Here is a 20796-nt window from a genome sequence, read left to right as displayed (position 1 = left end):
CACGCACGACGCTCCATTCAAGAATGCGAAAATGAAAAATCAAACCCTCCGACGTTTCCAAGATTGCAACGCCATTTTGTCACGGCGAACTGTGGCCCCTCTTGTCTGCTTGGTCGCGTTGATCTTGGGACCGCTGCAGCAAATAAACGCAGCCGACAAACCACCAAACGTCGTGCTGATCTTTGCCGACGACCTGGGCTACGGCGACCTTGGTTGCTATGGCGCAACCAAAGTGCAAACGCCCAATATCGACAGGCTTGCTGCACAAGGACGCCGGTTCACCGACGCGCACTCCGCATCTGCCGTCTGCACGCCGTCTCGCTATGCGCTGCTGACAGGGCAGTATCCGTCACGAGCTAAAGGAGGCAAGGGCGTTTGGGGGCCGGCGCCAGTAAGTTCACCGCTGCTGATCGATACCGACAAAACCACGATCGCAGACGTCTTTAAAAACAGTGGCTACGAAACCGCAGCGCTGGGCAAATGGCATCTGGGATTCGGAACAGGCAAGAACAACTGGACTGAACCGCTCCGCCCCGGACCACAGGATCTTGGCTTTGACTATTACCTTGGCGTGCCAGTTGTGAACAGCGCGCCCCCGTATGTCTTCGTGGAAAACGATCGCATCGTCGGCAGCAACCCTGACGATCCGTTGACTCTTCTTGGCAGAAATGCAAAAGGCGTCACGCCGATCACCAAGATCCCGCCCGAAGCCGCGCAGCGCACTGCCAATCAATTCGGCGGAGCCATTGAAGCTCACAAACTGTACAACGACTACCAAGTCGGGACGAAGTTCGCGGAGAAGTCCGTCGAGTGGATTACCGAACGCAAGGACAAACCGTTCTTTCTATATCTTGCCACCACCAACATTCACCACCCGTTCACACCTGCCAAGCGTTTTCAAGGAACCAGTCAGTGCGGGTTGTATGGCGACTACATCCACGAACTCGATTGGATCGTCGGGGAAATCACGACGTGCTTGGAAGACAACGGACTGAGTAACGACACGTTAGTGATCTTTACCAGTGACAACGGCGGCATGTTCAACCGCGGCGGACAGGCAGCATTTGACGCCGGGCATCGACAAAACGGCAAACTGCTTGGATTCAAATTCGGCGTCTGGGAAGGTGGTCATCGTGTACCGTTCATCGTACGCTGGCCCGGTAAAGTGAAAGCCGGGACGACATCGAATCAGTTGATTGGAAACGTCGATATGCTGGCGACCTTTGCGGCACTGACCAAGCAACAACTGGACAAGACTCAGCAAGCAGACAGCGTCAATGTGCTTCCCGCGATTGTCGGCGACCCAGAGCAGCCAATTCGCGATCATCTAGTCCTTGTCCCCCACAGAGAAACTCATCTGTCAGTCCGCAAAGGAAAGTGGATGTACATTCCGCGACAAGGCAGCGGCGGATTCGGCGGACGCAAGCCGGGCGATCACACCTTCGCCGGACCAACAGCCGCCGGCTTTGTCGGCAGCGTCAACAGCGACATCGTCAATGGAAAAATCCAGCCAAGCGCGCCGCCCGCACAGTTGTACGATCTGGAAGCAGACGTGACCCAGACCACCAACTTGTACGATTCCTATCCCGAAATCGTCCAGGAATTGAGCAAACTGCTCGCAGGCTACTCGACGAAACAGAACCGGAACGCATCGCCCCAAAACAGAAAACGAAACCGCAAAAGCAACCCTGCGCCAAAAACGGCAGCCGCGCCGAGCACCCGGAGTGCATCGTTTGACTTCGAGTCCGGAAAACTATCGCCATGGAAAATCATCGAAGGCAAGTTCGCTCATCCAATCGGCAGTCGCACCGAATTTTTCAGGGGTGGTGAGTACAACAAACAGGGCAAGCACTACCTGTCCACACTCGAGTCATCAGCAGATGCCGAGAAAGGGAATGACAGCCAGACCGGCGTGATTGTGTCGCCAATGTTCGTTCCCAAAGCCGGCGACATGACATTCCGCGTCGGCGGAGGCAATGGCAAAGACGTGTACGTCGCCCTGTGCACAGCCGACGGCAAGGAGGTGCAATTCGCACGAGGCATTAACAGCCAAATCATGCAGAAAACCAGCTGGGATCTCACTCCCTACACTGGCAAAAAAATGTTCATCAAAGTCGTCGACCACGCAACTGGCAGCTGGGGACACATCACCGTCGACGATATTCAGTTTGACGCGGAAATTTTCGCGGATAGCGCCGAGAAGAAACTAGACGCAGCCTCCATCATCGAGGGCTGATGAGCCAGTTCGCCTGCCCAACAAGAAGGACGGACAGAACGATCGACGGCAAAGACACCTAGCCCTCGATTATCAGCGAACCAGTAACGCCGCCCCCCACGAAGCACCCGTACTGAATACAGTTGCGGCTCTCAACTATACGCAAGAGTTGAAGCGACACGCCCATCAATGTGAGACCCAGCGACCTCGTTACAGCCGCCGGTATCGAAGCGGCTTCGACACACGGCTCGCTGCCATGCTGATGAATTCAAGCGTTCTGCTAGCACGTTTCTTTGTGTGCTAACAGAACGATTCGCTTTGCTAGATCAACTGCTGATACTACGCAGCAGGGCCACGGCGTCCGAGAACCAAGCCGATGACGAAGAGCACTAGGAACACAACAAAGAGAATCTTCGCGATGCTGGCGGCCGTGCCTGCGATAACACCGAATCCCAACACGCCGGCGATCAACGCGATAATCAAGAAAGTTAAAGCCCAGCCCAACATAGCAATCTCCGAAAGTTACAAGGTTAATCACGCGACAGTGAACACCACCGAACACGTGAGTCGATTGGTTAGGTAGAAGCGATTGCTGTGCCAAAAATCCAAAGGGCTGGAAATTTGCAGTCCTCGGCCAAAGATTTGGCGTGTTAATGGCGTGAAGCCGCCTGAATCGAAGACCTGGGAGGAAAACGGATCATTCGATTTGACCAGCGGATGGTCGATTTACTGGCATCGTGGCAGCAAAACCTCCGACGATCAGTCGCCGCAAACACAACAGATTGATCTTCGCAAACGCCTTCCGCGCCCGAGTGCCCTGCCCTGCACCTTGTAGCGTACCAGTGCAGAGTGGCCGTGCTACGCAACGAATCTTCAACGCGCTGGACCGCGGTGCAATGATATTTTCACCGCGGCGTGCTACGCGATGACGTCATGGACCACGTGGCCTTTGACATCAGTCAACCGCATATCACGGCCGCCAAAACGGAAGGTGCTGCGAGTGTGATCGACACCCATCAGGTGCAGCATTGTTGCGTGCAGATCGTGCATTTCCAGACGATTCTCCACTGCTTTGTATCCAAATTCATCGGTGGCACCAAAGACCGATCCTGGTTTGACACCGCCGCCCGCCATCCAGACCGTGAATCCAAATTGATTGTGATCACGGCCGTTTTTACCTTGGGCAAACGGTGTGCGGCCGAACTCGCCAGCCCAAACAACCAACGTGTCTTTGAGCATATCGCGTTGTTTCAGGTCCTTCAGCAATCCGGCGATCGGTTGATCAACCGCGCGAGCGTTGTTCTCATGGCCTTCTTTCAATTTCGAGTGCTGGTCCCAACGATCACCGCCGGCACTTGGGCAAGTCAGTTCAATAAAGCGCACTCCGCTTTCGATCATTCGCCGCGCGATCAAACACTGAGCTGCATAGGTCCGGGTATGTTTGAAGTCAGACTCCATGCCATACATTTTCTTGATGTGCGCCGGCTCTTGGTCCAACGACATGACTTCAGGAACAGCCAATTGCATCGAAGCTGCCAGTTCGTAATTCCGGATCGCGGACTCAAGACTGTCGTGTTTTCCAAAATTGCTTTCGGCAAAACCATCCAACTTCCGAATCAGATCTAGTTTGACCTGCTGCTCGCCTGCGGTTGCTTCGGTACGCTTGATGTTTGCGACTCCGGTACCCGAAGGCAGAAACACGGAACCTTGGTAACTCGCCGGAAGAAATCCACTGCCAAAGCAATCCAGTCCGCCAGGTGGAATCAGCCCGCCATTGAGCACAACGAATCCTGGAAGATTCTTGCATTCGCTTCCCAGGCCATAGTTGACCCATGCACCCATGCTGGGGCGTCCTTGGAGACCGCTGCCAGTGTGCAGAAAGTAGTTGGCGAAGGTGTGCTCAGGAAATTCGGACGTCATCGACCGAATCACTGCCAAGTCGTCCGCACAAGAAGCCACGTGCGGAAACAAACTGCTTACGGGTAATCCCGATTCACCGTGCTGCTTAAATTTCCACGGACTCGCCAAGACCTTGCCATTGTTGTTGAACTGAGTCGGTTCGACTTTAAAAAGTTCGCCTGGGTCCTTGCCATCAAACTTGTCCAGCAGCGGTTTAGGATCAAACGTATCGACCTGCGACGGACCACCATCCATGTACAGGAAAATCACGTTCTTTGCGGTCGCAGGATGATGAGGACCGTGCAACGCTTTCCCCAAATCTTCGGTTCCCGATGCATAGGCGGGATCCAGACCAAGGGCGGACAGTGCCAGCGCACCGAATCCGCTGGCGGAACGCTTCAGCATTTCGCGGCGAGATGCCGGTTGAGGACGGTAGCGTTGGCAGGGAAAGAAATTGTTCATGCGTATCACCTAAGGAAAATGAACTCTTTCGTGTTAATCAATGCATGGGCAAAAGCGGACCAGCGTTTGACGCTCGACTCCTGCCCCACAAACTCCATCGCGACATCCAGTTCCGACACCGTCGGCTGTCGGGCAAACGCCGTCAGATACATCCACTGAACACGCTCGGTGGCTGCTTCGCTTTGCTGCAGGGCACGTTTCGCCCAACTGTCAGCTTGCTGGATCACGAACGGATCGTTCATCAAAATCAATGCCTGTGCAGGCACGTTGGACACGTTTCGGCGGCCCATCGTGCTAAATGGCACGGGCGTGTCGAACGTCAACATAAACGGAGACAAAAAGTTTCGCCGTACCGACACGTAAATGGATCTTCGTCCGTCGCCGTCCAGCGGACCACTTTTCTTTGGGCGACCGCGCCCATTCATAAACGCGGTGAGGTGGATCGGTACCGACTGGCCAAATAGCTTCGGATCAAGATTGCCCGCAACGGCCAGCAACGAATCACGAATCGCTTCCCCTTCCAGTCGCTTGGGTGGCCGGTGGTGCCAAAGCAGGTTCTTTGGATCCAATTTAGCTGCCGTCGCGTCGACTTGGCTGCACATTTGATACGTACGCGACAACACGATGGAGCGGATCATTTGCTTGATACTGCGACCGTCGTTCAGAAATTGTGTCGCCAAGTGGTCCAGCAACTCGGGATGTGTGGGGCGTTGGCCCAAGACGCCGAAATCATCGGTTGTCGGCACGATGCCTCGTCCCATCAAGTTATGCCAAATACGGTTGACGACGACGCGCGTTGAAAGTGGATTTGCCGGATCGTTGATTTGCGCAGCCAGTTGCAACCGTCCACTGCCCTTCTTGATCTCCAACGGCGCGTTGCTGGAAATCGCGGTCAAAAAGTGTCGCGGTTCCAGGTCGCCGGACTTCGACGAATTTCCTCGGATATACACGTGAGCGTCTTCGCCCGTGCCATCCAACATCGCCATCGCTGTGCGTGAAGTTTTGACGATTTGACGTGCCACCTTTTTACGCGACTTCGCCCACTTCTCCGCAATCAGATCCAAGTCTCCGCCGACTTTCTCAGACGCGTCTTTATTGAACTCGTCCCATTCGACCGAAGGCTTGTCCGCGTAGGCAGCGACACTTTGCTTTAGCTGCTTTTTGGTCCCTTGCAGCACGAAAGCGATTTGCAGTCGTTCATTCTCTGCGGGAGTAAACTCCAAGTGGACGCGGTGGCCTTGGTAGCGTGACAGATTCAATTCAACAAATGATTGATCCTTGGTAACCTCCAGCACCGTTTCCTTGTGCAACGGCCCAGATAGATGGCGATGCGAATCCACGCACGCGACCACAAAACCGTTACCGCGAATTTTGCAGGCGACAAACCCGTCCGTGATTTCAAACGTTGGTGTCCGCAACGTTCGTCCACTTCGGGGCATCTTTGCCAATCGGCTACGGTTCAGAAAGTTCTTCTGTGCAATCGACTTCAAACCATCCCATGCAGGATCGTTTGCCGCATTACCGCTTGTCGCAAATCCGATCTTTGGAGTCTCGTCAGATGTGACTAGCAGCGGGTCGCCAGAGCGATGAGGGCGGTCACCAAAGATGTATCCATCTTGGATCATTTGGTCGGATGTGAGGTCTTCGTAGTCAAAAACCAGAACGTCGCTAATTGCTTTAGGCAACGGTTGGCGCCGGGGCACCACCAGCTGGTTTTCAGCCAGCAGAGACACGACCTGTCGACGATATTTGGCATCGACCTGAGCGAGTTGTTGCGAGACGGAGCGATTTTTCTCGACGCTGTCAAAGCGGACTTGGCGAAAATCGCTGCTTTGTAAAAAGCCAGTCAGCGAATAGTAATCTGCCGTCGAAATCGCATCGAATTTGTGATCGTGGCATCGCGCGCAGGCAATCGTCACGCCCAGAAATGTTTTAGACATCACGTCGACCATGTTGTCAAAGCGATCCGATTCGTCCTTGAGAATGTCGACGGGAGAGTGAACCCATTCGCCCAGGAACCAGAAACCGGTACCCAATATCGATTCGTTGAAACCATTCTCGGCATTCAGTCGCGGATTCTCAAGCAAGTCGCCGGCAATGTGCTCTCGCACCAGCTGATCGTAGGGCACGTCGGCATCGAACGCGCGAATGACATAGTCCCGATATTGAAACGCGTTGACTGCGTCGTCATCAAACTCGTGGCCGCGTGATTCGGCATAGCGAACGAGATCAAGCCAATGACGGCCCCACCGTTCACCATAGTGAGGCGAATCGAGCAAGGTGTCGGCGAGTCGCTCGAAGGCTTCGGGCAACATGTCCTCCTTGAAACGAAGAATCTCTTCCGGTGTCGGAGGCAATCCGGTGATGTCAAAATGCATCCGACGCATCACGGCCAAGCGATCAGCATCTTTGGCGGGCGATAGTTGTTTCTCTTCCAGTTTGGCGAGGATGAAACGATCCAGTTCTGCGCGGGGCCAATCTTGCTGCTTAACCTTGGGAGCATCCGGTGCGTCAATCGGCTGCCAAGCCCAGTGCTCTTGGGCTCGCTGCTGCAGATCAAACGAGGGACGTTCGGCTGCCGCCGTCGGCTTGTCTTCTTTCGGCCAAGGGGCGCCTATGCGAATCCATTTCGCGAACGTTTCGACATCCGCATCGGGGAGTTTGCCGCTGGGCGGCATTTCGTACGACTCCCATCGAATGGCTTCCATAAACAGGCTGTTGTCAGGATCGCCAGGGACGATTGATTCACCACTGTCGCCACCCTTGATCAAGGCGTCTCGGCTATCAGCCCAGAACTCCGCCTGCACTTTTTCGGCATCGACGCTGTGGCATTCGTAGCAGTGAGCGCTCAACAAGGGCCGCACTTGAGTTTCAAAAAACTCCAATTGGTCCGGCGGAAATTTGACCGTCTCGGCGACGGCAATTGCAGGCAACTGACCGATGACGAAAAGAACGAAACCACAAAGCAGCACGCTACGAAATGGCATTGGAATGACTACGGGAACGAAACGAAGCATGGACAGAGGTCCTGGGAATGACTTGCGACGTCAACTATTTGGGGCGGGAGCGGTTCTCACAGGATACTCGGTCTGCATCGACTATGTCGAGGATCATCTACGTCGCTTCATGTCCGTTACGGATGGAAAAACGCGGCTCAAATGAGAGATGCGAAGCGGCACTTCGATGAGAGCATTACGTCACCAGGTGCTTGGCAACTTGGCTGCATCGACAGCCGATGCAGCGGGTTGTGGACAGTCACAGACGCCGCACAGGCAACGCGTTGCCAAACTCCTGCTACTCGCCTCGAAAGAGCGGGCTGTGAACGACCGCTGCGATGGTGTCGATGATGCGGTATTCGTGCTGGGCGGATGTGTTAAGAATTTGGTCGAGTTCCGCAAAATCCTCGGGCTCTTCGCCGTTGGCATACAGCAATAGCTTCTTGATAAAGCAACGAACGAATCGCTCTTTGTTGGCATCGGATTGCATCAACCTGCGAAAACCAGTGATGTCATTGTAGTGGTCACTGCTTCGAAACGTTGCGGACGAATCGATCGGAGTTTCCTGAACGGTGGGTCGATTGCGATTTCTTTTCTTCGTTCGCTTCGCCTTGGCTTCGTTCTCAGGCGAGTTCGTCCCGATCGACTGCGCGTAAACGTCTCGCCAGCGCCCCGCCACATCGAAATTCTCAAAAGCGTAGCCGTAGGGATCGATGCTTCGGTGGCAGGACGCACAAGTTTCGTTGGAAACATGGGCCTGCAAGACTTCTTTGATCGTCGTCGCGGATCGCACATCAGGTTCCGGGATCTCGATGTCGCCCGGTGGCGGCAACGGCTTTGTGCCGAGAAAATTCTCAAGCACATAGACGCCACGATGAATCGGGGACGTTCCGAGACTATCAGCCGTGAGAGTCAAGAAAGCTCCCATCCCCAGAAACCCACCACGCCTGCCATCGGTGAACACATGCTTGCGCAGCTTAGAATCCTGTGCGATGTTCTGGACGCCGTAAATTTTGGCTAGGTCCGCGTTGATAAATGAATAGTTGGCGGTCAGCAATTCCGGAATCGGCAGGTTATTGTCCACAGCATGACGAAACGCGGCCGTCGCTTCGTCGATCATGTCGTCGCTGACCCTCTTCTTGTGATAGAACGGATAGCGGTCGGGGTCGGGAGCCATAAAGTTGATGCGATCGAGCTGCAACCAAGCCCGCGGAAACTCATCCAGGAAAGCAAAGGCCTTTGATTGGGATCGGCTTCCAACCTGTCTGAGTGCATCGTCAGGTTGAACGTCGCCCCTGGGTTCTGTCAGGTACGACTTGGCAAGTTCCCTCACCGAGTCGAAATCGGAATACCGCCCGGACGCAACTGATTTTCGCAATTTCGCACCGGGTGGTGTGCTGGTGAATAAGTAGCTCGCCTTGGTCGCAAATCGGTCTGCCGGTGTACCTTCTTCAGAGTTGATCAGCAGAAACGATGGCGTGACAAGAACCGCCAGGATCCCTTCTTTGATCGCTTCCACATCCCCCAGTTCTTTTCGCCGTCGTTGAACAAGCTGAACGATCGCGTCAAGTTCGCCATCACGAACCAATCGACGCCATGCTCTCTCGGCGATGGGGCGAAGGATTGATTCGGCACTGTCCGCGGCGGGGTTCTCGCCAACCAAGGCAACCGTGCGCTTGGGCGGCCACGATTCATAATGCGGACCTTCGATCTCACCATCGAAAACGCGAGGCCGCGGCCCCCGCCAGTAATCGGTCCAGTGGCTCCAATGGCTCGGGGACTCTTTGCGAAATCGTGCTTTGGCAACGACTTCTCTTAACACCTTCTGGTAGGTCGCCTGATCGTGTTCCTTGATGTAGTCATGAGCAATTCTATTTTGAAACTTGAAATTACCGTTGCCGATCAATCGCAGACCGTCGGTTGGGTAAGTCAGCTGGATTCGTGTCCCTTCCGCCAGCCATTCGTCGAGTTCGATGTCTAGGATTTTGTTGTCGGGTAAGTCATACGTGAATTGCCGATCCCCCAAACTCACTGTCAACAGAATCGGGTCGCCATCATAAATCCCTGTCGCTTCGGAATCGTAGTAACCACGGTCAACGCCCATCGCTCGAATCCTGATCCGATAACGTCCCGTTGTCGGTACGGTCTCGAAGTTTTCAAAATCGATGTGGAGCCTTGGGTCGGTAAACTCCAGGCTGTCCTCACGGCGAAGCCCGCGTTTTGCTTGCGTGGTTCGCTGGCTTTGCGATGACATTCGCAGCTTGTCGGAGGAGACGACGTAGCGTGCTGACACGGGTTTTTCGCCGGAAAGTACGACCGCATCGAGGATTCCACGGCAAGCGTTAATGTACTGTTCCAAGTGATATTCGCTGATGCCCAACGCGTCTCCGTTGGTGTCAAAACCTTCGTGCAACGCATCGCCGAGCAAATCCCCAAGCGGCTGATGCGTGCCGACATCTTCGATCATCAATACACTGGCGACGCTGTTAGCGAATTCGCGATTGTTCAGTCGGCGTGGGACAAGACGATGCGTTTTGTCCACCTCATCATCAGCCAACAAACCTTGTCGCAAGTATTCGGCCACTGCGGTTCGCTCGGCATCGGTGATGTTCAAATCGTCCGCAGGGGGCATCTCGTGGGCTTTGACAAAATCAAAACTGGACGTCCACCATTCGCGACTCTCGTCGGTCACTTCGTTTCCCAGCATGTTGAGCGAAAATTCGCCCTCTGGATCATCTACCGAGTGACAGTCTCCGCAGTGCTGGGTGAGCAACGGATGATCGGCGGCCGAAATGGAGGTCGCAACAATTACCGTGACCAATGCCAAAATTGACTTACGCATGATTCAACTCAAATGCTCCGGTACTGACATTAAAACTGTCACGCTCGATACCGAAGTGCTGCATCAGCGACAGATAGAGGTTGCACAGCGGCATATTGTTGCCGCTGGCGTCGCGCGTATCCACGTGGCCACGGTGCTTGAAACCACCGCCGGCGACCAAGATCGGAAGATTGCGACACGAGTGCGTGCCGCCGTAGCCCATGCCGCTACCAAATAGTACGACGGTATGATCCAGCATCGACCCCTCGGCATTGGGCTCGTCGATCGCGTCCAATTTCATCAAGAAGGCGGACATCTGAGCGATCTGAAACGATTCAATCGCAACCAATTCCGCCACGATGTCTTCATTCTTGCCGTTGTGCGTACAAGCGTGATAGCCACGATTGACGCCGTTGACATCGGTGTAATTCAGCTCGTTTGGAAATGACACCGTGGCAACCCGAGTCAAATCGGTTTGAAACGCATAAGCGATCATGTCAAAGATGGCGCTGTACCGGTTAACCAACGTGACTTCATCGACGGCAAGATGTTTTGAGAGATCAAACTTCGGTTTATCGCGATCGATCCACTCAGTGCGTTCATCGAAACGACCTTCCAGATCACGAACCGAAGTCGCAAATTGCTCCAGTCGCTGTCTATCGGATGCGGAAGCGTCGGACCATACTTTTGAGAATTGACCCTTGACCGAATCAAGGATGCTGCCGTTGCGGTCGAACAACTCTTTACGTACGCGGCGCTCTTCGCGCGTAAAGTTCAGAAACAGATAGTCATACAAGGAGTTCACATCGGTGAACGGTTTGATCTCCACGCCGTTGCCGTTGTAGACCATGCGAATTCCAGTTTCGAGCGCCGCATGAATCGACGAGTATCGCACGGTACCGCTGATCTGCCGCGCAATGAACTGGTCCAGCGACATGTTCTTTTCGGCAAATGCATGAGCGGTTTCGGGCAGTACGCCACTGAGAAACGATAGCTCGCGACCGTGGCCACTCTTCATGCTGTGGTCGGTATGCGACAGAATCGTAAACCTACCTTGGAGCCATTCGAGTGCCTTGAGCGTCGGGGAAACTTGAAAGTCTGTCCCAAAATCGGCGGGAAAAAAGTTCTCGGGGTGCATCCCCAGCGGATTGCCCACCACAAGAAAACGCTTGGGTGCTTCCGGACGTTCTGCTTGCGCAGCATTGGCCGACGATCGCGGCAGAGCGTTTTCGAGGATCGGCAACGCAAGCACGCCGCCAAGGCCCTGCAACAGGGTTCTACGATCTGTATTCATGGACTGACTCGAGAGAGAGGGCCAGTTCCGACTGGCAAGGTTTGCTGGTTTTGCATCACGGTGTTCCACGCACTATTGCGAAAACGGGAGCCGACGGCTTGCGATACAGCGGTCCTAAGACCGCTTCATCGCAAACGTCCATCAGATCGCTGATCAATTATTTATGCCGACGCTGCGTCAAGAATTAGCAAGGAATCCTGAGGCTATTTTTTCTTCGGCTTTTTGGTGAATGGAATCACGGGCCGCTTCATCTTGTCTTCCGGTGCTCGGAACACCCAAGGTTCCCAGAGCGCTCTTACTTTCTGCCAATCCTGGAGCGATCGCGTCGGATACCAGGCCGGATTACCGTGTTTTTGGAAATCATATTTGCCATCGTTCTCTTGGACCCACTGGCCAACGGTCTCTGAGGGATTGCTCTGCGGGTAAAAACCGAGGCAGCGAAAATCATCGGAAACGCCCTGATCTTCAATGACATCCGTTCGCCACTTGTTCAGCTCGGCAAGCATTTCTTTTTTAACGTCCGCGTACTTTGGATCATTCGCAAGATTATGGATTTCGTGTGGGTCGCTGCGAAGATCGAACAACTCGATCTCTGGTTTGCTGGTTGCCATGAACGCGGCTTGCTCGGGTGTTAGCTTGCCTTGCAGATTCAACACATTCATCTCGGCCAAGGGTGGATAGGCGCCCTCTTTGTAAAAACTGAATTGGCAGTAGGCACGCTCGGGCATCAAATTCAGAATCAATTTGTGATCCCTTGATCGGATCGACCGCATCGAGTCATGCGTCGTATCCATTTTGTCGCGAGCGGCAAAAGTGTACTTGCGCTCATTGACGTCGTCGCCAAACAAACTCTTGCCGTGCAACGCGACCGGCGGCTTGATGTCGGCGGCTTCCAGGATCGTCGCACAAATGTCAATCGACATGACCAAATCATCGTTGACCTGTTTGGGTTCTACCTTCCCGGGCCAACGCATGATCATCGGGATCTGAGTGCCTTCGTCGTACAGAAACTGTTTGCCGCGAATATGACAACGGCCGTGGTCTCCGATGAAGAACACGAGAGTATTGTCCGAAAGCCCCTCGTCATCGAGTCGCTTCAAGATCGCACCGACCTCACGGTCCACCAACTGCATCTGCTCCAGCCCGTTGGCCCAGTCACGACGGATAAACGCCGTGTCGGGGTAGTAGGGTGGCAGCTCAACATCGGCAATATCGATGGGGCGCTGTGGATCACGATTCCAGAATCGGTGAGTTCCGCCGAAAGTGATACGAGCAAAGAAGGGCTGATCCGGTTCGCGATCTTTCCAATCGACGCCCATAAACAACTCGTCCTTTTTGTCGGGCAAAAAGTTACAGTCCGTCTTCCAACTCATCAGGCAAGTGTAGTACCCGGCATCGGCAAACAAATGCGGGATCGGACGGATTCCGTACGGCAGCGGCTTCTTGTTTTCCGTGCGGTGCTGATGCGCACGGATGTAGTTTTGGTGGAACCCGGTCATCATCGCCGAACGCGATGTCGAACAGACCGGCGAAGTCGTGAATGCGCGCTCGTAGCGGATACCTTCGGCGGCAAGCCGGTCGACATGCGGAGTTTGAATTCCCTTGGTGCCATAGCAAGACAGATCAGGCGACCAGTCTTCGATTGTGATCCACAAAATGTTGGGACGTTCGGCAGCGGACAGTGGTCCAGTCAAAGCCAGGGCGAGGAAGACTGCGGCGATACTTTTCATGTGCTCTCTTTCAATTGGTAAAGGCTTGCGCGATCGAAGATCCATCACGATCAACGTCCGAATATTCTAATTCATATTGCTGTATCGACGGTCAGAACGACAAGAGTTCGATTCATTTCCTTTGCTCGCTCCCGACGAAGTCCGCAGGAGTTGGCACCCAAGTAAGGTTGTAACGTTCGACTCCCTCGTACTCACAAAAGCGCGCCTTGCCTGCTCGGTCCAGTGACTTTGCCAGCACGTTGAGCGCCTGCGGATCGGTACTAGGCCAGACACAGGTATCCAAACGCTGATCCATGGTTTCGATCGCTGCCAGCCACTCGGCTCTGCTAAACGTGCAATGCCCCCAGTTGTCGACGTATGCACTACGAACACGTCTGAAATCTCTCGATGACCGATCTTTGATTGGACACCGACTTGAACATTAGTGACTTGCGGCAAGATTCAGTCTTCCGCTGCATTGTCTGGCTGAGCGATCTGCGTTGTGGCTGTGCCCGCCGGTCTAGTCCACAACACAAAAGCCCAGGCAATACAAACGAGCGAAGTAGTGAATCGATTCATGAAACATACTTCCTATCGATTCGTCGCCAAACCACTTTGAGATCGCCGTTCACCTTGCCAACTTGAGGGTCATAGAGCTCGTGAGCACTTATGGCATCGACGCCAATTGAATCAAAACAGATCCGATCCGATTTTCGCCGAGCGAGTTGCTATTTCGCCGTCCGAATGACGAAGTTGTCGAATTCGATAGACTCACCGTTAACTGTGAAACCGAGCTTGTTTTTGGTGGGATGATCGAATCCGGGCGAACGCAAGCTGGTTGCCATTTTTCCATCCAAGAACGCCTTCATGATGTCGCCTTTGATCCGAAGTCGTAGCGTGTGCCACCCGCCGGGTTGCAGGTTCACCATCACAGCCGACTGGGTGCGAGCGAGTAGCTGATCGAGCGCCTTCGCATCTGGGGCGGACAGATTCTTATTCTTTCGTTTCTCGCGGACTTCCAAGTTCATGCTGCCAGTTTTGTCATCGCCGATGCTCAATTGTTCCTGCGAAATGGAGGCCCGGCAAATGTGTCCGGCGTGGACCGACTTATCGTGCTTGTCATCGATGACGAAGTTGAAACGGGTCCCACCGCTGAATCGGAAGTCGAACTGAATGTCGACGTCGTCGAAGTCGATTTCGGTGCGAATTGTCGCGCCATGATCTTCTCTGATTTGTTTGCCAACCAAAACGCCATCGACGACTGCCCAGCCCGCCTCGTGGCCTCGTCCGGTAATGTAGCGATCGCCGAATTCAGTTCGGCCTTCGTAGTCGTCTTTGAACGCTAGCGTCCACTGCTGGGAGCCGACGGCACTAGCCGCGGTCGTCCGCTTATTCACTTTCCCCGACGCGGACGCCTTCGGCTTACGGCCTTTGGGTGGAAGGTTAGTGCCCGGTGCATCCGGTTCGGTTTCAAACAGGTCAAACTCAGGCAAGACGCTCATTAGCTTGTCTCGCTCGGCACGGTGTGCTGCCGACACGTCGTCCCAGTTTGTGATCTCGGGGAAATCGATCAAGTCTGCCGGCTCTGCTGAAACGTCCCACCATTTATCGTTCCCATCCTTCATCACAAGATCTCCGCGAATGATTTGTCGTTCGCGACTGTAACCGTAAATCCAATCGCGATGCTTGGCCTGATCGGTGAACAGGAACGGCACAAGGCTTTCGCCGTTGTGGGCGTAATCGTCCGGAATTTCAACGCCAGCGATTTCGGCAATCGTCGGCAACATGTCCGACATATTGACCAGCACGTCTTGCTCGCCGTGTTTGGTCATCCCGGGAGCGTAAATGATCATCGGAACATGAACGCCTTTCTGTTTTTCGTGGCTTTGCTTTCCGTAGCCCGACGTTCCGTTGTCAGCACAGAAGATGACGATGGTGTTTTCTTCGATGCCCATGGATTTCAGTTTGTTGCGGTACAACCACATTTGGAAATCCAAATAATTGACATGCGATTGAATGCCCGATGGCGTGACAGTACCGTGCGTATCGTAGATTCCGTCATCGCCAGTGATGTGGGGCTCAGTGCGTGTGTACTTTTCGCCGTCCCAGCGGATAACAGGGGTGCCGGGCCAGTTGCTTTGCGACTCAGGGTCCAGCCAATTGAAAGCATCGTGTCCGAGGTGCGTCGTGTGATAGACAAAAAACGGTTCGTCTTTCGCGCGCTGTCGATCCATAAAGTCAAAGATGAAATCGAGTTCGACGTCTGGACCATATGTCCCCAGGCCAAATTTCTCGATTGTCTCGGGCGTGTTGGGCCACCACTGAAAGGCCTTTTTGTCGTGGTTCATCAGACGGACATGCGGATAGAAATACCAGCCATGTTGCTGATACGTATCGAGCGGCTGATTGGTATCTGAATTCATCAATGTTTTGGTACCGTTCTCCTTCTTGTAGTACATCTTGAAGTCAGTGAACGGATTGTCGGTGTCCGACAAGTTACCGGGCGTGAAGCAACCTTGATCGAAACCGAACTCGCGTAGGTCGCCGGCCATCTGAGTCTTACCCGCCCAATACGTGCCGTATCCTCCCTGCTGCGCGATATGCCCGATCAAACTGGGCGAACTCATATAGAGCGGCCACGTCACTGCTTTGCCCGTTTCGTCGACGTAGCGTCCCTTTGCCTTGTTGTTCCACCACTTGTGCAGGTGCGCGTATCGTCCGGTCATCATCATCGCGCGACTTGGCGAACAAACCACGGACGCCCAAGCCGTCTTGATCCAGCAACCTTGTGCGGCCATCTGGTCCAGCACGGGTGTCTTGGCCCGGAACTGCCGATCGGAAGTATCACCACGCGTCGGCTTGCTCCACACAGATGATCCGTAAATCGGCAATTCACGAGCACTGATGTCGTCGGCATAAACCAAAATGATGTTGGGACGTTCGGCAGCGTGGCAGAGACTTGCAACCACAATCATGCAGAGAGGAAGGATTCGTTGAAGCATGTTTCGCTCGTAAAATGGTTGCAACTTGACGATGTTCTTGTTGATGCCTGGGTTCATTTAGACGCGTCAAAGTGGGATAGGATTCCAGCCTGTCGGCGGTGTGAATTGACCGGCTGAAAACCTTTGCCACTCCTGCTGCGTTGATACTATTTTTCCACAATCCAAATGTTTCGGTACTGAACCGGGTTGCCGTGTTTCTGTACGTAGATCGGACCTTCGGGAACTTCCGGGCGGGGACCTTGGGGGCCGCCTCCTGTTCCTTCGGGTAGTTTGACCTGATCTTGAACGAGCACGCCGTTTTGATGAATCGTCATCACGGCGTCGCTGATCTTTTTGCCACCATCGAATCTGGCGGTAGTGAATTCGACATCGAAGGTTTGCCATACCAGCGGCGGCAGACAGACGTTGATTGACGGAGGGCGAATGCCGTAGATGCTGCCGCACCATGTCGCAGGCTTCTTGATAATCTTGGTATCGGTTTCGTTCCACGCATCGGTACTGGGGTCCAAACCAAACGTGTCCATCACTTGAACCTCATAAGCCCCCAAAGCAAAAACGCCGCTATTGCCTCGGCCGGGATGACTCAGTGGCAGCGAAGGTTTCAGCGGCGTCATGCACTCGAAATGAAGCTTGAAATCTTTGAATGTCCGTTTGGTTGCGGCCCCGGCTTGCAGAATACCGTCGGTCATCTTCCCAAACTTCCAATGCTCCATCGTTGTTCCATCGAACAGTACGAGGGCATCTTTGGGTGGTGACGTAAAATCCAGCTCGGATGAACGGTCAACTTTCACGAAGCCAGCCAACCGGTTCTCAATCGCGTCAGCCCCGATCCACTCATGCCCAATTTTACTGCGATCCCAACCGTCGCCCGGTAGTCCACCTTTGTAAATTGACAAGTAGTATTTGCCTTCGGCCGGAACGACCTGAATCGCTAAATTGTCTCGAACGTATTCACCCAAGAAAGCGAAACCTGGAAACTGATCGGCAGCGGACTTGGTATTGGTCCACGTGGGCGTCACAGCGTCGTCGGCCTGTGCTTGCACATCGAACGATGCCGTGAAAACGACAAGTGATGCCGCGAAAATGACAGTTCGCATCGGCAGAAAATCCTCAGTTGGCAGTGGGGGAAATCGTGTGCCGAAAACGTCTTCAGCGCACTCGATGCGGGACAGGCTCTCCGCCTATCGGTGGGTAAAAAATGAAAGGTTGGAAGTGAATCGCCACTGTCTACATCTCGATTTCAAAGCCTTCGCGGTAAGGACGTTTCATCATGCTGGCCGCCAGTTCGTCGCCGACGACGGATTCGGTGGTCTGGTCCCAATTGATTTTGCGACCAAGACGACAACAGATCCCGGCTAGGTGGCAGACATTGAGCATCTTCATGTGCGAGTGAACGTCGGAGCGTGGCAAGATGCGATGCTCGATCGCATGAAGAAAGTTTACCCAGTGTGCTTCGCGATCGTTTCCGATCATCGGACCGCCTCCGTAGACCTGGGCAATCGCATCGTCGGCAAGCGGATTTGCCGCCAGTCCTTCAACCGGCTTTCCAACAAGCTTGCCACGATTGACAAAGAGACGCCCCAACTCACCTTCAAACAGAATTCCGTTGTCGACATCGTGCCGGATGTTCATGTCCACATCGCTGCCGGCAAACGCAACGTGCAAATCGAATTGCATCGCCGTGTTGTAGCGATCCGTCTGGACCGGCACTCCGTCTCTGAATTCCGTGTTGTGCTTTGCGGTTCCATCCACTGACACGGGGGCATTACTTTGCCCGGCCGCAGCGATCCCCAGCATCGCGATGTCCACGTGATGGGCTCCCCAGTCGGTTAATTTGCCACCTGAATGTTCGTACCACCAGCGAAATTGGGTGTGCCCGTTGGTGTAACCTTTGCCAGGATCTCTCTTCGGATTTCGCAAATACCGGAACGGCATATCGGGACCTGGGCCAAGCCAAGCATTCCAGTCCAACCCGTCGGGAACCTCCGCTACGGGAACTTCGGGACTCCAACCGCCCGAATCGATGCCGACGACAATTCGCTTAAGCTTGCCGAGTCGACCAGCGGCGATGATCGCGAGTGCTTTGTTAAACTTGTCAAAGCTGCTTCGTTGCTGCGTCCCGACTTGCACGACGCGGCCAGTTTTTTGCTGGACCTTGCGAACCAGTTTGCCTTCGTCGATGGTCAGGGTGAGCGGTTTTTCGCAGTACGCGTCTTTGCCTGCCAACATCGCTTCGATCAAGATTTTTGCGTGCCAGTGATCGGGCGTCGAAATCTGCACGACATCGATGTCCTTTCGTTGCAGCACTTCGCGGTAGTCGTCGTGCGTATCGGCTTTCCCGTCCGTCAGTAGCTGGTTGCCATCTCGCAAGTGATTCGCATCGACGTCGCACAGCGCCACGACATCGACAACCTTTGCCGGGACCGGACAGGTCCGCGTTCCGTTGCCGCCAACGCCGATCAACGCGTATTGAAGGCGGCTGTTCTTCGACTGGGCAATCGCTCGCGAAGCCGTGAAGTGATAGGGAACAATCGTGGCAGCCGTCAGCGCTGCTGTGTTTCGCAAGAAAGCACGTCGCTTGGTAGATTTTTGGCTCATCTCAATGTTCCGTTATGACTTGAAAAACTTTCACGAGCATCTCGCCCGATCGCAATCACTTCTTGCTCTTGCCTTCGCGAATTTCGTCGACAACAACCGTCGCTGGCGGTTCGTTGGCATCCCCCTTTGCTAAAGTCACCAATCGCTGGCACTCCGCCCGTAGTTCATCTAGCTTCTCGATGTGCATCGAGCGGTCGACCAAATTGACACTTTCGGAGGGGTCCGATGCGAGGTGAAACAGCTCTTCGTAGACGGGCTGCTCTCCTCGGATCGATCGGGTCAACCAATCGGCGTAGCTTTCAACTTGGCTTGGAGACACTTGATAAAGCGTTTTCTTCGTGACACTTGCAAATTGTTTGCGATCGTTCTTGAAATAGCGAATGTACTTCCAATCGCTTGTGCGAACGCTTTCGATGCGAGGATTGCCGAAGTAAGTTGACCAAAGGTTCTCGGCAAAACTACTGTCGCGAATTTTGTCGGTCGTCCCGTCCAGCAATCCGCGAAAACTTTTGCCTTGCACCGATTCCGGGCTTTCGACCCCGGCCAGATCCAGTAACGTCGGAGCGATATCAACGGACTCGACCAGTGCCATCGTCCGTCGCCCTTTGTGTGCATCGGGGACGCGCGGGTCCATCACGATCATGGGAATACGCAGGCACGGTTCGTAATTGAGTGACTTGCCGCCGAGCCCAAATTCGCCAGCCATGATTCCATGATCACTGCTGAAGACGATGACGGTGTTGTCGGCCAGCCCTTGATCGGCCAGCGACTTACGAATCTCGCCCATCATCCGGTCGATGCCGGTGATGGTCTGAGCTTTGCGAACGAGCTGCTCGCGAAGCAACTCGGGCGTATCGACGTAGCCGTAGTTGGTTTGCCGATACTGGGCGAATAGTAGATCCGCTGGCAACTTTGGATGAAGAATTTGATCTTTGGCGACGTATGTTTTGGGAATCGAAAGCTGGTCCATTCGATCTCGATACGTTGTTGTATAAAGATCGGGGTCGTCGGCGAGCAGCTTCATCGAACGGGTTCCCGCGCCATGAGGCAGGTTTAACGCGATCGACAAACAAAACGGCTTCCCATCGGGCCGGCGATCAAAGAACGCTTCGGCACCCTGGAGATAATCGGTGCTGGAATCTAGAAAGCTTAAAGCTCCTTCGCCAACGACTTCGGTTTGCGTATCAGCCTTGGCGTGCTGAAAGATCTTGTGACGCTGCTTGGGATAAAACGTTAGGTGCCCGTGCCCGGCGTACCAAAAATCGAAGCTCTCGTCGATTAGATTCGAATCGTAACCTTCGTTGCCGATCGGCACATGGTTCTTGCCGACATATCCGGTGTAGTAACCCGCATCCCGCAACAGTACGGGATAACTTTGGGCCCACGCCTCCGGCTTCATCGATGTGCCCGAGTTGAAATTGACGCCGTGCTTGCGTTCGTACTGTCCCAAAAAATAGCACGCGCGACTGGGTGTGCAGATCGCGCTGGTGACCGACGCGTTGGCAAACAAGGTGCCTTCGGCGGCAAGCTGATCCAAGTTCGGCGTTTGGATGAAACCGTTGCCCGTGCAGCCAAGCGTGTCGTAACGCTGGTCGTCGGTTAAAACAAAGATCAGATTCGGCCGGTCAGCAGCAACCAATCGTGGTGTCGAAATCAGTCCATGCACGTGAACCAAGATCAATGCAGCAAGGAACCAAAAGTCATATCTGCGTTTGCCGATACTCATCAGTGGTTCCGCTTTCTCTATTCCGAACAACAAGCTCTTATCCCAATTCATTCATGGTCCACTTCGCACCGTTG

Annotated in this window: 11 protein-coding genes; 1 reads left to right on the top strand and 10 read right to left on the bottom strand. The window is 54.1% G+C overall.

Annotated elements, in window-relative coordinates; genetic code table 11:
• The first annotated feature begins 31 nt into the window (after positions 1 to 31).
• A complete protein-coding gene (locus tag K239x_RS00730) occupies positions 32 to 2236 on the top strand; it encodes a sulfatase family protein (RefSeq protein WP_145415802.1) in 2205 nt (734 codons plus the stop codon).
• A 318-nt stretch (positions 2237 to 2554) separates the two neighbouring features.
• Here K239x_RS00730 and K239x_RS00725 read toward each other — a convergent pair whose 3' ends face one another.
• From K239x_RS00725 to K239x_RS00680, 10 genes are all read right to left on the bottom strand, one after another.
• Positions 2555 to 2722, bottom strand: coding sequence for a DUF1328 domain-containing protein (locus tag K239x_RS00725; RefSeq protein ID WP_145415801.1), 168 nt, complete (start codon positions 2720 to 2722; stop codon positions 2555 to 2557).
• Between the two features lie 411 nt (positions 2723 to 3133).
• Entirely contained in the window at positions 3134 to 4519 is a 1386-nt protein-coding gene (locus tag K239x_RS00720; RefSeq protein ID WP_145421988.1) for a DUF1501 domain-containing protein, read from the bottom strand.
• Between the two features lie 62 nt (positions 4520 to 4581).
• Entirely contained in the window at positions 4582 to 7563 is a 2982-nt protein-coding gene (locus K239x_RS00715; protein WP_145415800.1) for a PSD1 and planctomycete cytochrome C domain-containing protein, read from the bottom strand.
• Positions 7564 to 7870: 307 nt separating this feature from the next.
• Entirely contained in the window at positions 7871 to 10414 is a 2544-nt protein-coding gene (locus tag K239x_RS00710; RefSeq protein ID WP_145415799.1) for a DUF1588 domain-containing protein, read from the bottom strand.
• A complete protein-coding gene (locus tag K239x_RS00705; RefSeq protein ID WP_145415798.1) occupies positions 10407 to 11687 on the bottom strand; it encodes a DUF1552 domain-containing protein in 1281 nt (426 codons plus the stop codon). The genes K239x_RS00710 and K239x_RS00705 overlap by 8 nt, the downstream gene beginning before the upstream one ends.
• Positions 11688 to 11890: 203 nt before the next feature.
• On the bottom strand, positions 11891 to 13417 hold the full coding sequence (locus tag K239x_RS00700) for a sulfatase family protein (RefSeq protein WP_145415797.1): 1527 nt from the start codon (positions 13415 to 13417) through the stop codon (positions 11891 to 11893).
• 707 nt (positions 13418 to 14124) lie between these two features.
• On the bottom strand, positions 14125 to 16398 hold the full coding sequence (locus K239x_RS00695; protein WP_145415796.1) for a sulfatase-like hydrolase/transferase: 2274 nt from the start codon (positions 16396 to 16398) through the stop codon (positions 14125 to 14127).
• Positions 16399 to 16544: 146 nt separating this feature from the next.
• Positions 16545 to 17495, bottom strand: a complete 951-nt coding sequence (locus K239x_RS00690; RefSeq protein ID WP_145415795.1) for a 3-keto-disaccharide hydrolase — start codon at positions 17493 to 17495, stop codon at positions 16545 to 16547.
• Positions 17496 to 17625: 130 nt separating this feature from the next.
• Entirely contained in the window at positions 17626 to 18996 is a 1371-nt protein-coding gene (locus K239x_RS00685) for a Gfo/Idh/MocA family protein (RefSeq protein ID WP_145415794.1), read from the bottom strand.
• 55 nt (positions 18997 to 19051) lie between these two features.
• Complete coding sequence (locus K239x_RS00680) at positions 19052 to 20773, bottom strand: sulfatase-like hydrolase/transferase (RefSeq protein ID WP_419189506.1); 1722 nt, start codon at positions 20771 to 20773, stop codon at positions 19052 to 19054.
• Between the last annotated feature and the right edge of the window lie 23 nt (positions 20774 to 20796).

Source organism: Stieleria marina (genome assembly GCA_007741555.1).
Classification (GTDB): domain Bacteria; phylum Planctomycetota; class Planctomycetia; order Pirellulales; family Pirellulaceae; genus K23-9.
Note: the sequence above shows the minus strand (reverse complement) of the source record. Positions and strands in the feature narration are given on the sequence as shown.